Annotated in this window: 17 protein-coding genes and 1 pseudogene; 12 read left to right on the forward strand and 6 right to left on the reverse strand. The window is 35.9% G+C overall.

Translation table 11 applies throughout. The features are described from left to right. From ACTWP4_RS08205 to ACTWP4_RS08235, 7 genes are all read left to right on the forward strand, one after another. Positions 1 to 918: an aldo/keto reductase gene (locus ACTWP4_RS08205; RefSeq protein WP_443128269.1), complete on the forward strand. Its 918-nt coding sequence runs from the start codon at positions 1 to 3 to the stop codon at positions 916 to 918. Between the two features lie 72 nt (positions 919 to 990). Then, positions 991 to 1,239, forward strand: coding sequence for a hypothetical protein (locus ACTWP4_RS08210; RefSeq protein ID WP_443128270.1), 249 nt, complete (start codon positions 991 to 993; stop codon positions 1,237 to 1,239). Between the two features lie 132 nt (positions 1,240 to 1,371). Next, entirely contained in the window at positions 1,372 to 1,560 is a 189-nt protein-coding gene (locus tag ACTWP4_RS08215) for a hypothetical protein (RefSeq protein WP_443128271.1), read from the forward strand. Between the two features lie 120 nt (positions 1,561 to 1,680). Then, positions 1,681 to 2,550 (forward strand): protein kinase domain-containing protein, encoded by an 870-nt coding sequence (locus tag ACTWP4_RS08220; protein WP_443128272.1) that lies wholly within the window; start codon positions 1,681 to 1,683, stop codon positions 2,548 to 2,550. Positions 2,551 to 2,692: 142 nt separating this feature from the next. Then, a complete protein-coding gene (locus tag ACTWP4_RS08225) occupies positions 2,693 to 3,958 on the forward strand; it encodes a LysM peptidoglycan-binding domain-containing protein (protein ID WP_443128273.1) in 1,266 nt (421 codons plus the stop codon). Positions 3,959 to 4,024: 66 nt separating this feature from the next. Further along, positions 4,025 to 4,561, forward strand: a complete 537-nt coding sequence (locus tag ACTWP4_RS08230; protein ID WP_443128274.1) for a DUF1572 family protein — start codon at positions 4,025 to 4,027, stop codon at positions 4,559 to 4,561. 230 nt (positions 4,562 to 4,791) lie between these two features. After that, positions 4,792 to 5,463 (forward strand): NAD(P)H-dependent oxidoreductase, encoded by a 672-nt coding sequence (locus ACTWP4_RS08235; protein WP_443128275.1) that lies wholly within the window; start codon positions 4,792 to 4,794, stop codon positions 5,461 to 5,463. 279 nt (positions 5,464 to 5,742) lie between these two features. Here the strand turns inward: ACTWP4_RS08235 and ACTWP4_RS08240 are convergent, their stop codons facing one another. Then, a complete protein-coding gene (locus tag ACTWP4_RS08240; protein WP_443128276.1) occupies positions 5,743 to 6,084 on the reverse strand; it encodes a hypothetical protein in 342 nt (113 codons plus the stop codon). 165 nt (positions 6,085 to 6,249) lie between these two features. Between ACTWP4_RS08240 and ACTWP4_RS08245 the strand changes: the two genes are divergently transcribed. Together ACTWP4_RS08245 and ACTWP4_RS08250 are read left to right on the forward strand one after the other, a co-directional pair. Beyond that, positions 6,250 to 6,543 carry an RNA polymerase sigma factor gene (locus tag ACTWP4_RS08245; protein WP_443128277.1) on the forward strand — a complete coding sequence of 98 codons (294 nt, stop codon included), beginning with the start codon at positions 6,250 to 6,252 and terminating at the stop codon, positions 6,541 to 6,543. Between the two features lie 26 nt (positions 6,544 to 6,569). Further along, the gene (locus ACTWP4_RS08250; protein WP_443128278.1) at positions 6,570 to 6,707 is read left to right on the forward strand and encodes a hypothetical protein; all 138 of its coding nucleotides are present in this window, start codon (positions 6,570 to 6,572) and stop codon (positions 6,705 to 6,707) included. Positions 6,708 to 6,796: 89 nt separating this feature from the next. Here the strand turns inward: ACTWP4_RS08250 and ACTWP4_RS08255 are convergent, their stop codons facing one another. Beyond that, on the reverse strand, positions 6,797 to 7,987 hold the full coding sequence (locus tag ACTWP4_RS08255) for a M14 family metallopeptidase (RefSeq protein WP_443128279.1): 1,191 nt from the start codon (positions 7,985 to 7,987) through the stop codon (positions 6,797 to 6,799). Positions 7,988 to 8,107: 120 nt separating this feature from the next. Then, the gene (locus ACTWP4_RS08260; protein ID WP_443128280.1) at positions 8,108 to 8,869 is read right to left on the reverse strand and encodes an SDR family oxidoreductase; all 762 of its coding nucleotides are present in this window, start codon (positions 8,867 to 8,869) and stop codon (positions 8,108 to 8,110) included. Positions 8,870 to 9,066: 197 nt separating this feature from the next. Here ACTWP4_RS08260 and ACTWP4_RS08265 point away from each other — a divergent pair, with 197 nt between their 5' ends. Then, on the forward strand, positions 9,067 to 9,639 hold the full coding sequence (locus ACTWP4_RS08265; RefSeq protein WP_443128281.1) for a TetR/AcrR family transcriptional regulator: 573 nt from the start codon (positions 9,067 to 9,069) through the stop codon (positions 9,637 to 9,639). Between the two features lie 21 nt (positions 9,640 to 9,660). Here ACTWP4_RS08265 and ACTWP4_RS08270 read toward each other — a convergent pair whose 3' ends face one another. After that, complete coding sequence (locus ACTWP4_RS08270) at positions 9,661 to 9,948, reverse strand: DUF3817 domain-containing protein (protein WP_443128282.1); 288 nt, start codon at positions 9,946 to 9,948, stop codon at positions 9,661 to 9,663. Positions 9,949 to 9,976: 28 nt separating this feature from the next. After that, positions 9,977 to 10,600, reverse strand: a complete 624-nt coding sequence (locus ACTWP4_RS08275) for a TetR/AcrR family transcriptional regulator (RefSeq protein WP_443128283.1) — start codon at positions 10,598 to 10,600, stop codon at positions 9,977 to 9,979. A gap of 400 nt (positions 10,601 to 11,000) precedes the next feature. On the opposite strand from ACTWP4_RS08275, the gene uxaC reads away from it, so the two are divergent. Together uxaC and ACTWP4_RS08285 are read left to right on the forward strand one after the other, a co-directional pair. Continuing rightward, positions 11,001 to 12,398, forward strand: coding sequence for a glucuronate isomerase (uxaC, locus tag ACTWP4_RS08280; RefSeq protein ID WP_443128284.1), 1,398 nt, complete (start codon positions 11,001 to 11,003; stop codon positions 12,396 to 12,398). A gap of 17 nt (positions 12,399 to 12,415) precedes the next feature. Continuing rightward, a pseudogene (locus ACTWP4_RS08285) lies at positions 12,416 to 13,288 on the forward strand (NAD(P)-binding domain-containing protein). A 46-nt stretch (positions 13,289 to 13,334) separates the two neighbouring features. Here ACTWP4_RS08285 and ACTWP4_RS08290 read toward each other — a convergent pair. Then, a partial coding sequence (locus ACTWP4_RS08290; RefSeq protein ID WP_443128304.1) for an IS3 family transposase occupies positions 13,335 to 13,431 on the reverse strand: 97 nt, incomplete at its 5' end.

The raw sequence follows: 13,431 nt of genomic DNA on the forward strand, positions 1-13,431 counted from the left end.
ATGAAGAAGCTTGAATTAGGTAACAGTGGCTTACAAGTTAGTGAGATTTCGTTAGGCTGCATGCGTATGGATCAATTGTCCAAACAAGATGCCAATCGCGTAATTGAGAATGCCCTTGAACTAGGTATTGATATGTTTGACCATGCTGATATTTATGGTGGTGGGAAATCAGAAGAGATTTTCGCTGATGCGATCAATATGAATCCATCGATTAGAGAAAAAATGGTGATTCAATCCAAATGTGGGATTCGCGATGGCTTTTTTGACTTTTCCAAAGAACATATCCTTGCCTCAGTGGAAGGCAGTTTGAAACGATTAAAAACAGATTATTTGGATGTGCTTTTATTACATAGACCTGACACACTCGTTGAACCGGAAGAAGTGGCAGAAGCATTTAATGAGTTAAAGCAAAGTGGAAAAGTTCGCCACTTTGGGGTAAGTAATCATAATCCAACGCAAATCGATTTACTAAAAAAATATGTGAAGCAAGACCTGGTAGCTAATCAGTTGCAATTGAGCTTGATGTTTACACCAATGATAGATGCTGGTCTTAATGTCAATATGGAGCATGATCCTGCGATTGTTCGCGATGGAGGAGTACTGGATTACAGTCGTCTCCATGATATGACCATCCAGCCATGGTCTCCATTCCAACATGGTTTCTTTGAAGGTGTATTTGTAGATAATGATCAATTTCCAATCTTAAATGAAAAATTACAAGAATATGCAGAGAAAAAGGGTGTCACTAAATCAGCGATTGCGATTGCATGGATTTTACGTCATCCAGCTAGAATGCAGCCAGTTGTAGGTACCATGAATCCTGAACGTTTACAAAATATTGCCAAAGCGTCTGAAGTAAACCTGACCAGAGAAGAATGGTATGACTTGTATCGTATTGCGGGGAATAAATTGCCTTAGAACATAAAGCTGTTTATCTGAACGGTAAACAGCTTTTCTCCATAACCTCTATGATTGGTAAGGATGATGACCATGGATAAAACAATAAAAACCTATTTCGATCAACTAGAAGAAAAGGATCGCAACACACAATACGAAGCCTATCAACAACTAATAATTGAAATGAATAATAAAGTAGAATGGGCTTATGATGTTTGGTTATCAGAAGAAGTACAAAAAAATATGGAAATAAAAAACATCCACGATCCGTTCAGTTGTCGTGGATGTTTTTCTATGAGGCCTTTAGAATATTTTCCAATTAAATGCCGATTAATGCTATAATAAATCATATATATAATGGATAACAAGTAAAATTATGGATGTGATTGAGGCCGGCGAGCAGATTAGCACAAAAAAACTTATGATGTATTTTGCAATAACATATGATAGATAACAAAGGAGGAAAAAGTACTGATGAGTCCCTTTTTAGTCTTTCTTATTATTGTTCTAACAGTTGTGATTGATTGCTATTGGCTTGATCGTGATAACAAAAGATGGGGTTGGATGAAAAATTGGTCTAACAGGAATAAGGCTTTATTTTTTATCAGTTTTATTGCGGTTTCCAGTTTGATTTATGTTGGAGTGAGTATTAAATACCTTTAATGACAAGTGATTTTGTACGGAAAGGTTGGTCGAACTAAAATTGACAGGCACTTATTCAATGGAGAAGAAATATGGAAAAAGGTAATCTCGGAATAAATAGAATTAGTTCGGAGGGGTTTAATGGATAAAATGAAAGTCATTAGATTAGATAAAGTATCCTTTCAACTTAAAGAGCATTTTAACTTTGAGTGGCTAAAAGCTTTAGGGGAAGTGTTCTGCGTATTTGATAAACAAGATTCTGGTAATATATGCTTTGGTATTGAAAAGGATGAGGTGAAAAAGTTTGTGAAGTTTGCTGGCGCAAAAACAAAAGAATATAAAGGAAAACCAGAAGATGCGATAGCAAGGTTAAAAGATGCCATAACGTTATATGAAAATTTACAACATAAGCATTTGGTAAAGTTACTTGACCATTTTGAGGTTGAGAAAGGATATGTATTAGTTTTTGAATGGTTTGATGGTGAATGTTTACATCCTCATTGGTCATTTCCTCCACCACATAAATATACCCACCCTGATTCCCCTTTTTTTCGATTTAAACAGTTGCCAATTGAACACCGCTTAGAAGCTTTTAAGAATATATTAGAATTTCATGTTTACGTGGAAAAGAATAATTATGTAGCAGTTGATTTTTATGATGGTAGCATTTTGTATAATTTTAAAAAAAACATGATAAAGATTTGTGATATTGATTTATATAAGAAAAAACCATTTATGAATAAAATGGGGAGACTTTGGGGTTCATCAAGATTTATGGCACCTGAAGAATTTGAATTGGGTAAAGATATTGATGAAAGAACCAATGTATTTAACATGGGAGCAATCGCTTTTGGGCTATTAGGGGGTGAACTTGACCGTTCCATTTCAAAGTGGGATGCAAGTCAGGAACTTTATGAAGTTGCAGGGAAGGCAGTTAAAAAAGATAAAAAAGAAAGGTATTCCACAGTGGAAGAATTGTACTTAGCTTGGAAATCAGCTCTAAAAGAATAGAATTATAATTGTATATTAGTCAATCTCAACAGAAAGGGGTAACAATTCAATAAAATAATAACAATAGACATCTGATTTCCGAGTTTTAAGTACTATTTTACGCATCCAAGACCATAAACTAGGAACAAAAGGGGGATAACAAATGACTGTTCATGTTGTCCAAAGTGGGGAATCATTATGGCAAATTGCAAATCAATATCAGTTTCCTGTTGCAGCTATTATAGAAGTAAATGGTTTGCCTTCTGCGAACACTATTATACCTGGCCTTGCCCTTTACATACCAGATGAAGCTAGTATCCAAATTAGACCGTATATAGTCAAAGAAGAAGATACGCTTTGGCAGTTGTCTAATCGTTTTAATACCACGATTGAAGCTATATTACAAGCAAATCCTCGGATAGATCCGAGTCAATTATCTATTGGTCAAAGGCTCCTGATTCCAACACCATTGAAACCTCAAATAGAAACGCTAGGTTTTATTATTCCATACTCACCAGAATCCACTTTACCTATTCTCCGGACATTATCTAATTCACTCACTTATGTGGCAGTTGTATCTTATTCGTTTACAACACAAGGTAATGCCTACATGTTACTAGAGGATACAGAGGTCGTCAGGGAAAGCAACCGACTAGGTATCACACCTCTGCTTATGATTCGTAACTTTACATCCGCGGGTTTTGATGCTGAATTAGCTGGGAACGTGATTGGTAACCCTGTTTATCGGAGAAATTTAATAGATAGTTTAATACGGTTTGTTAATGAAAAAGAATATGGCGGAGTTTCACTGGATATTGAATTTATTCCACCTGAACGAAGGAAAGAGTTTAATTTATTCTTGACTGAATTAAAAACTGCTCTTGGTTCGCGGATTCTACATGTTAATGTACATGCAAAGACTGAAGACCTGCCAACGAATCGGATCGTAGGAGCCTATGATTATCAGGAAATTGGAGCAATTGCAGACATTGTAGCTGTTATGACAATTGACTATGGATATCCTGGTGGTCCGCCCGATCCAGTAGCTCCGTTGTGGTGGATGGCCCAAGTTGTCCGATATGCAACGAGCTTGATTGATTCTCGTAAGATACAAATCGCTTTTCCTTTGTATGGATATGATTGGAGAGTAATCGATAATACGACTAATGCTTTATCAGTTAATCGTGCACAAAACCAAGCTATCTCTACTAACACAGTGATTGAATTTGAACCAGTAGCTGCTTCACCATGGTATCAATATTGGACGGGAACCCAAGAGCATATCGTATGGTTTGAAGATATTAGGAGTTATCAGAAAAAATACAATTTAGTTGATCAATATCAATTGTTAGGTGTGACGTACTGGCAATTGAACCTGCCGGCACCGCAAAATTGGTTTTATTTAAATAATCAATTTATAGTTACATAGAGTGAACGCATCTGGTTGCTTTTTAATCCAAGGGAGAAAAGAAATTTATAAAGAGGAGGAAGAATGATGAACATCGAAAATGAGTATTTAAAAATTGCCATTGAAAGATTTAAAGCACTTAAAAGGCTTGGAGATAAAACGATAAACCAATTATCTGAAGAGGAAATCCATTGGACTTATAACAAAGAGTCAAATAGTGTTGCTGTTATCGTAAAGCATCTGAGTGGAAATATGGTTTCAAGGTGGACTGACTTTTTAACTTCAGACGGGGAAAAGCAAAATAGAAATCGAGAGGAAGAATTTTTAGATGATCTCGTTTCAAAATCCAAGCTTATGATTATTTGGGAAAAAGGTTGGAACACCCTTTTTGTTACGTTAACTAGTTTAGGAGAACAAGATTTATTAAAAGAGATAAAGATTCGAGGAGAAAAGCATTTGGTTTTAGAGGCGATCGAAAGACAAATGGCACATTATGCTTATCATGTGGGACAAATCGTTTATATCGGTAAGCAGGTAAAAGATAACAAATGGGAGAATCTCAGTATTCCAAAAGGACAATCAGAAGAATACTTAAAACAAATGCTTTATAAACATCACAAATAAACAAAGAACAGTTAGACTTACTGGAAAAATTCATGTGAACAAAAGAACAATATGCAACAGTTTATCATGGTACTAATCGTCCGTAGAACCCCCACTGATGGAAGTCTCACTTTATCCATCGGCTTTACGTAGATGGTCTTTTTTTATTCCAAAATCAAGAAAGCAAAATATTATGTACTTATCCTCAGACTTCGTATAATAGGATGGGAAGTTATGTGGAGGTGACTTTAATGGATAAAAACAAAATCAAAAAGGATATTATAGAAGCAATGCATTTTCGTCATGCGACAAAGAAGTTCGATCCGAATAAACAGATTAATGAAGAAGATTTTCAGTTTATACTTGAAACAGGTTATCTATCTCCAAGTTCATTCGGAATCGAACCATGGAGATTTTTAGTTATTCAAAGCCCGGAATTACGAGAAAAAATTAAAAACACTTCATGGGGAGCAAGAGGAAAAGTTACGGATGCCAGTCATTTTGTCATTTTCCTCGCTAGAACAGCAAAGGATACAAAGTATGATGCTGAATATCTACTTGATCATTATCAAAACATACATCATTATCCTGATGAAGCATTACAAGGATTGTTACCAATGATTGAAAATTTCCAGAAAGAAGATTTTGATTTATTGGTAGATGATCGACGCATGTTAGACTGGTCTTCCAAGCAAACATATATCGCACTTGCAAACATGATGACAGCTGCAGCGCAAATAGGTGTTGATTCCTGTCCAATCGAAGGGTTCCCAATGAAAGAAATGAACGAATTACTTCGTGAAGAGGGACTTTTAGATGATGACAGCTTTTCGATTTCCGTGATGGCAGCATTCGGTTATCGTGTGCAAGATGCACTAGAGAAAAGCAGACGTCCATTTGATGATATCGTAAAATTTGTATAAACTTAAGCAGTCGTGGTAGAAGAACCACGGCTGTTTTTTTAATAAGGTAGGAAAGTATATACCTGTTGCTATCACAGTGTTTTTGTATCTTATTTACGTTTAAAAAGTGTAATAAATAAAGATTTAGTTGACTAGTCCTGTTGTTTATGATGAAAGTTAAAGTGTGCAAGCCACCCGCTGCGGCTGACCGTTTCGCTTTCCAAGGGGCATGCTCTTCAGCTAACTTTTGCAGGAGGAGTTCGCTCCTGCAAAAGTGGATCTTCAGATCATGCTATTCCCTTAGGAGTCGAAACGGTCGGCCTCCGCTATACCTTTTTCTACACCGAATATCAGAAAAAGCATATTGGTTTTATAACCATATGAGTGATGCAAATGCCATATTTTTGCACTTTCACTGGGATAATAATCCAAGCTGCTAGGTCTGACAAATGTTGTAGCGTATGCATTAAACGAAGGCGCCCACTTCAACTCCTGTGGGACTTGTTTGCTCTGAAGATCCACTTTTTTGAGCGGTTTTCGCTCGAAAAAGTTAGCTGAAGGGCAAACCCCACGGAAAGGGGAGTGGGCAGCCGGAGTGGTGGTCAAACGGTCGATATATTTCATAATGACTGCTAATAGCAATATCCACAGACCTACTTAGCATATTGTTATAAGACTGGGCGGGTTTTGCCCAGTTTTTCTTATGAATTAAAAAAAGGCTTTATTTAAATAAAACTATTTTTCGTTACATTACGACTATACAAGTAGAGAAACAAGATAGAGTTAGTGAATGGGGTAGCAACGCTTATGACAGAGGAATTAAAGTGGATAAAGGCAATAAAGAAAAAATCGAGTGAACAGGCTGCAAATCAATTGATCCACAAATATTATAATGAAATTTTTGGATTTGTATATAAGCAGACACTTGACCAAGAGCTTACAAAAGATATTACTCAGGATATTTTTATAAGTATGCTTCGCACCATTCAGGGCTTTGATGGTAGGGCATCATTTCTTACCTGGTTGTATAAAGTAGCTAATTCCCGATTAATTGATTATTATCGTCCAAACATTATAAGCAAAATAAAAAGACGGAATTAATTGATGAAAAAATGGTTTTTGAATCGGTGGGTTTTACTGAAGATGTCGAAATAAAAGATGAGGTCAATCAAATTCTAGCAATATTATCCCGTTTTGACCGAGAACTTCAACATATTGTTCGATTAAAAATATTTGGAGACTACACGTTAGTGGGAGCACCGTGAAAAAAATGTCAGGCATTCTAAAGTAGTTATGTCACAGAATGCCTAATGTACACTAATAAGATTCTTACCATTATGTGAGTGATTCATTTTTACATATATAATGTAGCTAACATGATCCCTAATGTCTCCTGGTAGATTTCATCAAATTGACTAATAGGCAGAGGGTTTACCCCTGTCCCTAACTCGACTGTGTAACCAGGTCTCTGAAATTCCTGGATAAACCAATCCTTGTATCCAGCAAAGCTATCGATATATCGAATCGGCTCATATCCACTAACTCTGCTATACTCCTGGACAATTGTTTCAGATACTGGAGGCTCCATGCCTTGATATCCCCAATAAATGACTTCGCCTTGTGTATGAAAAGCATTCATGATTTCAAATGGTTGTGCTCTTGCTAAGTCTGCCATTGTAATGGCTTCTGGTTCTGTTAAAGGCTCGTAACCAGGAAAGTCTCGTGGTGCTGGAGAATCAGGTTTTCTAGCCGCTTCTGTTTCCCATAATGCAGGGTATTGATTATTAAGATCAACACCATTAATATTAGCTTTCCAACCTGAGAAATCAGTACTTCCATTATTGAGTGATAGTACAAACTCTTTTTTTGGACCTGCAGCATCTGCTCCATTAAGGACAAGGTTGACACCATCAGGATTAACCATTGGCACAAGAGAGAGTGTATTAGTTTCGAAAAAGGGTAACATTTCCAAACCACGGATAGGTATATTATTAGTCAGTGCTAACGCATATTCATTGAGAAACAGCATAATAACCGGAGTAGTAATCCATTCTTGTGCATGAAAAGCTCCGTTAATATGCTTTTGGCGCTGTCCCGTACCAATTTGTAATTCAATGATATCTTTATCTAAAACAGAATTTCCAATTGTTTGTTGCAGAATAAAAGGATAAATGTTAGTTAATTGTTGGAGATCTGCAACCATTTTTTCATACGTATAGTTATTTACGTCATTAATGACTAGATTTGTGACTCGCTGAGGAAGAGTGATCGTTTGACCGATTTGCAGTTGGGTAGGTTGAACAGTTGGGTTCATTCGCAATAAAAGGTCTAACGGTATTTGATTAGCTTGAGCTATTAACCATAATGTATCGTTAGCATTTATTGTATAGGAAAGAGCTTGATAACCAGGAATGTTTACTGATTGCCCGATCATTAGTTGATTAGGGGTGAGTTGTCGGTTAGAAGCAATAATTAATGGAAGAGGGATTCCGAATAATTGACTATAATACCAGAAAGAATCTCCTTGTCTGACTTGTATTTTCATCAATATGACCTCCGTTCTTAGCTGCTATTTCATCATATGAACAAAAGACATGATTAATGAATAAAAGCAAATCGCCATTCCCATGAATGTGGAAATGACGATGAGAATCTTTTTGACAATTTAGAAAGGAGCAGTCCAGCCACCATCTGCGGCAATCGTTGTCCCATTAATGAACTTTGATTCTTCAGAAGCTAAGAATAACGCGACATTTGCAATATCTTCTGGCGTTCCGACATTAGGAATCAGATTTTGGGACATTTTCGCTCGCTCCAGACCAAATTCACTTACATTTTTCATAGACCCTTGGATGTTGGTTTGTACTGCTCCAGGTGCTATCGCATTACAACGAATTCCCTTTTGAGCATACATATGAGCTGTATTTTTTGTTAAACCAATGACAGCATGCTTAGAAGCTGTATATGTTGCACCAGCATGTGCCCCGTTTAAACCTCCGGAAGATGCGGTATTAATGATAATTCCTTGTCCCTTTTCCAAGAAAACAGGAACAGCTCTACGCATTGCACGCATTACAGCCTTTGTATTCACATCAAAGATTAAATCCCAACGATTATCGTCAATTTCACCAACCGGTTCGAACCCGTCCATGATTCCAGCATTATTTACTAAAATATCTAATGTGCCAAATTCGTTGATAGCAGTATCAATCATTAGATTAACATCATTTGCATTGGCAATATTAACTTCTACTGCTTTTGCTTTACCGCCAGTCTTTTCGATTTCTTCGGCAAGAGTCTTCACACCATCAGCATTTAAATCTGCTAGTACAACCGCTGCTCCTTCATTTGAAAAACGTTCAGCGATTGCTTTTCCCATACCAGAAGCAGCTCCAGTAACAACAGCAACTTTGTCTTTTAACTTCATTATTATTCCTCCTCGATAGTTTGATAGCGTTTACTCATTATTGAACAGATGTTTGTTAATCAACATTTGTTTACAGTATAATATAGAAAAAACAATGAACACAATCATCAATTGATGTGTATTTGTTCATTACTGTACACTTTTTAACTATTTGTATACGTATGGCGAATTAATAAACAAAAGGAGAGGAATTGTTGATGAATAATTATCATGATAGAAGGGTTCGTAAGTCGAAATTGGCCCTAAAGAATGCTTTGATGTCGCTGTTAAAACAGAAAAACCTTCAACAAATTACGGTAATGGAGATTGTCCAGACAGCGGATGTAAACCGTGGAACTTTTTATAAACATTTTCAATATAAAGAAGAATTATTAGAAGAAATGGTAGATGATATTATTGTCGATTTAGTTGATTCCTATCGTGAACCATATAAAAATGGTGAGAGTATAAAGATTGATAACTTAAATGTATCAGCTATTAAAATATTTGACCATGTGGAAAATCACGCTGATTTTTATACGATTATAGCTAAATCAAATGCACTAGTCGGATTACAAAATCGAATTTGCAGGCAATTAACAGATTTAATGAAGGAAGTTGTGGAACAATATCAAGAGCCAGAAGGGATCGACTTGAATTTATTGTCCAGCTATCAAGCTTACGCGATATGGGGATTAATAATAGAATGGATTAACCAAGATTTTAAATACAGTGCTACACATATGTCCAATCAGCTACTAACGATTTTACAGTTCACAAGATACAGTTAAAGCGAGAGCTTACCCCTCACTTTAACTGTACTTTGCCTGAATACGCCTGTCTAACACGAAATTACCAAATGGAATAAAGGCGACCGCAACCGCACTAAATAACCAGATAAAAGACCAGCGTACTTTATAAGTGGTGTATAAGGTTAAAAGTATGTATCCAATAAACAAAGCTCCATGGATACTTCCAACAACAGTAACTACTTCTGGTAAACCTGCCCAATATTTTAAAGGCATCGCAAGAAAGAGTAAGATTATCAGAGAAGCTCCTTCTATAATCCCGATTATGCGGAAACGCTTAATATCCTTCAATATCCTTTAAACCCTCCCATAGCCATTTTTAACTAGTATAGCAAATATCTTGCTGCAACACACCATGTTTGATGAATTGTAACTGGGTTTGATAATTATTAATGGCATCATCTAATGGAAGACCTTTCGAGAACTTTTCAATAATATTATGGAATGTAATGGCTGAAATCATTTTCATTAATTGAAATAAATCTTCTTCGTCTTCTACTTTTAAAGAAGCGATATCTAATTGCTTTTGTACTTGATGAAAATGATCAAGCTTTTCTTTACTAGCGAAAATCCCTGATAATGAATCTTCAATTTTATAGTTCATATTTAACAGAGCATTTCGGAAAAATGTAAATTGTTCCTGTTCTTCCACGATCAGTCGGTAAAATTCAATGCAAGTTTCAAATAGATTACCGTTATTACTTTGAAGAATACAAATAAACTTTTCCATAGCTAAACTTGTTTGTTGATTAAATAAATAGAAATAGGCGTCTTCTTTATCAGTAAAATATTGATAAAAGCTACCGCGAGGAATCTCTGCGTATTCAATAATTTTAGCAATAGACGCTGTAGTTAATGGAGCATTGGTAAATTCCTGGTGAAGCGCATCTAGTAATTTTTGTTTCTTTTCCTTCGGTAAATTAAAAAAAGTTTCTTTCGGCACTTTTGTTACCCCTTTTTAGTTTATTTAGGAATTTCGTAAAAATGCAGCAAGTGCATGTATATCTTCTGAATTTGATTAACTATTCCTGCACTTGCAGTAATAGATTTCTAATCTATTAAGGTTGAAGAAAAACTCCTTTTGGGACGAAGTGACATCGTGTCGCAAAGGAGTCAGTATGAATATTAATGTTTCATGTGTCCATTATAAATTAGTGTTTAAGATTCATTTAATGTGAAACGTTATTTATTATATCGGACGCTGAGAGGAAATTATAAATAAAAAATGAAATATATGTACTACTGTTATTTAATAAAAAGGAAACTTGAAAAAGTAAACAAAGATGTATATGATGAAATTATAATTTGTTTACCAAACAAACTAAAAGGAGAAGTGTTGATAAATGAAAACATTCATAACGGAAGATTTTTTATTGTATAACAAAACAGCTAGACGTTTATATCATGAAACAGCGAAAGATTTACCGATTATTGATTATCATAACCATTTATTACAGAATGAAATTTACCAAGATAAAAATTATAAAAATATCTTTGATATATGGCTATCCGGTGATCATTATAAATGGCGTGCAATGAGAGCAAATGGAATAAAAGAAGAATATATTACGGGAGAGAAACCTCCTTATCAAAAGTTTCTCGCTTGGGGAAAAACCGTACCTAATACATTTGGTAATCCGTTATATCATTGGACACATTTAGAATTGCTCCGGTACTTTGATATAGACGAATTATTGAACGAAGAGTCAGCTCCTGCTATTTGGGAAAAAGCAAATGCAAAATTACAATCGCCGGAGCTTTCGGTTAGATCAATTTTGGCAAAAGATAAGGTGGAGTTAGTGGGAACAACTGATGATCCAACCGATGATTTAGCTTACCATGCAAAGTTAAAAGAAGAAGGATTTCAAACCCGTGTAACGCCATCCTTTAGACCGGATAACGGATTAGCAATTGAAAAGGAAGGCTTCCTCGCTTGGATTGACAAATTGGCAGAAGTAAGCGATTTGTCTATCGATCATTATGAAGCCTTTATGCAAGCGTTAGAAAAGCGTGTGGCTTTCTTTGATGAAATGGGCTGCCGCAGCTCTGATCATGGTATTAATGTAATGTTTTATGAAGAAGCTAGTAAAGAAGAGGTTACTGCAATTTTTGAAAAGCGCTTGGCGAAGCAATCATTAACGGTAAAAGAAATCAATCAGTTTAAAACCTATACATTGATTCAATTAGGGGAATGGTATGCAGAAAAAGGCTGGGCGATGCAACTGCACATTGGACCACAGCGTAACAATAATACGAAGATGTTTAAACGCGTCGGACCTGATGCAGGGTTTGACTCATTAGGTGATAAGTTATTGGCAGAGCCATTAAATAAATTTTTAGATGCATTAGACGTACAGGATAAATTACCAAAAACAGTTCTTTACACACTAAATGCACGGGATAATGAAATATTGGCTGCGACGGCTGGCAATTTCCAAAATGCGGAGATCCCGGGAAAAGTCCAATTTGGTACGGCATGGTGGTTTAACGATCATATCGATGGAATGGAAAATCAAATGAAAACTTTAGCAAACTTCGGTTTGATTCGTCATTTTATTGGCATGTTAACAGACTCCAGAAGCTTTTTATCTTTCTCGCGTCACGAATATTTCCGTCGCATTCTTTGTAATGTAATAGGAACATGGGCAGAGGAAGGAAAAATACCAAAAGATATGGAACTGTTAAATCAGTATGTAGCAGATATTTGTTATAACAATGCCAAAAGATATTTTAATTTATAATCGAGGGTGAAATTAAAATGAAAAAACAACAAATTGGTGTGATAGGTTTAGTTGTCATGGGTAAAAATCTTGCGATGAATATCGGAAGTCGTGGTTATTCCGCTGCAGTTTCAGTCGTTCTTATGTAAAGACAGAGGCTTTTCTGGCAGATGAAGCACAAGGTAAAAACTTTACAGGGGCTAAAACAATTGAAGAGTTTGTACAATCTCTAGAAAATACCACGAAAAACTTTGTTAATGGTTAAGGCAGGACCAGTGACCGATGACACAATAGAATCACTGAAACCATATTTAGCAGAAGGCGATATTTTAATGTAATACATTATTTACAGATACAATCCATCGTAACAAAGAATTAGATGAAACCGGCATTCATTTCATTGGAATAGGTGTTTCTGGAGGAGAAGAAGGGGCTTAAAGGGTCCTTCGATAATGCCTGGTGGTCAAAAGGAAGCATATGATTTAGTAGCGCCAATCTTAGGAGCTAGGTGATCCATGTGTGACATACATGGGTACAAATGGGCCGGACATAAAAATGGTTATAACGGTATAGAGTATGGTGATATGCAATTATTTGTTTGAAGCCTAGTATATCTTGAAACATGTTGGTGGGTAAGGATGCCTATGATCGTGAACCAGCATTAGCTAACTTAATGTTATACCTATATTTCAAGGAAATTGTAGAAGGATAGCAATCATCCCTTCGAGAAGTGGTATCTATCGCGATTGCTAATGGTATTGCTGTTCCAACGTTCGCAAGTGCCATTGCATATTACGATAGTTATCGATCTGAGAATCTACCAGCAAATTTAATCCAAGCCCAACGTGATTACTTTGGTGCACATACGTAAAGATAAAGAGGGTACATTCCATAAGGAGTGGATGAAATAATAAAAAAGTGCGGAACGGTGGTTACCCCCAAAAGTTAGAGTTTTTATTATGCAGCTAATTGGCTGGACTGAGTTCGGTATTCGACTGGACTCAATCCAGTCAATTTTGATTTTGAACGTTCATTGTTATACCAGTAGATATAT

It is taken from the genome of Gracilibacillus sp. D59 (assembly GCF_052246695.1).
Classification (GTDB): Bacteria; Bacillota; Bacilli; order Bacillales; family Amphibacillaceae; genus Gracilibacillus.

Coding starts and splice junctions, on each gene's coding strand:
- ACTWP4_RS08205 (WP_443128269.1), top strand. CDS start 1: ATGAAGAAGCTTGAATTAGGTAACAGTGGCTTACAAGTTAGTGAGATT.
- ACTWP4_RS08210 (WP_443128270.1), top strand. CDS start 991: ATGGATAAAACAATAAAAACCTATTTCGATCAACTAGAAGAAAAGGAT.
- ACTWP4_RS08215 (WP_443128271.1), top strand. CDS start 1,372: ATGAGTCCCTTTTTAGTCTTTCTTATTATTGTTCTAACAGTTGTGATT.
- ACTWP4_RS08220 (WP_443128272.1), top strand. CDS start 1,681: ATGGATAAAATGAAAGTCATTAGATTAGATAAAGTATCCTTTCAACTT.
- ACTWP4_RS08225 (WP_443128273.1), top strand. CDS start 2,693: ATGACTGTTCATGTTGTCCAAAGTGGGGAATCATTATGGCAAATTGCA.
- ACTWP4_RS08230 (WP_443128274.1), top strand. CDS start 4,025: ATGAACATCGAAAATGAGTATTTAAAAATTGCCATTGAAAGATTTAAA.
- ACTWP4_RS08235 (WP_443128275.1), top strand. CDS start 4,792: ATGGATAAAAACAAAATCAAAAAGGATATTATAGAAGCAATGCATTTT.
- ACTWP4_RS08245 (WP_443128277.1), top strand. CDS start 6,250: ATGACAGAGGAATTAAAGTGGATAAAGGCAATAAAGAAAAAATCGAGT.
- ACTWP4_RS08255 (WP_443128279.1), bottom strand. CDS start 7,987: ATGAAAATACAAGTCAGACAAGGAGATTCTTTCTGGTATTATAGTCAA.
- ACTWP4_RS08260 (WP_443128280.1), bottom strand. CDS start 8,869: ATGAAGTTAAAAGACAAAGTTGCTGTTGTTACTGGAGCTGCTTCTGGT.
- ACTWP4_RS08265 (WP_443128281.1), top strand. CDS start 9,067: ATGAATAATTATCATGATAGAAGGGTTCGTAAGTCGAAATTGGCCCTA.
- uxaC (WP_443128284.1), top strand. CDS start 11,001: ATGAAAACATTCATAACGGAAGATTTTTTATTGTATAACAAAACAGCT.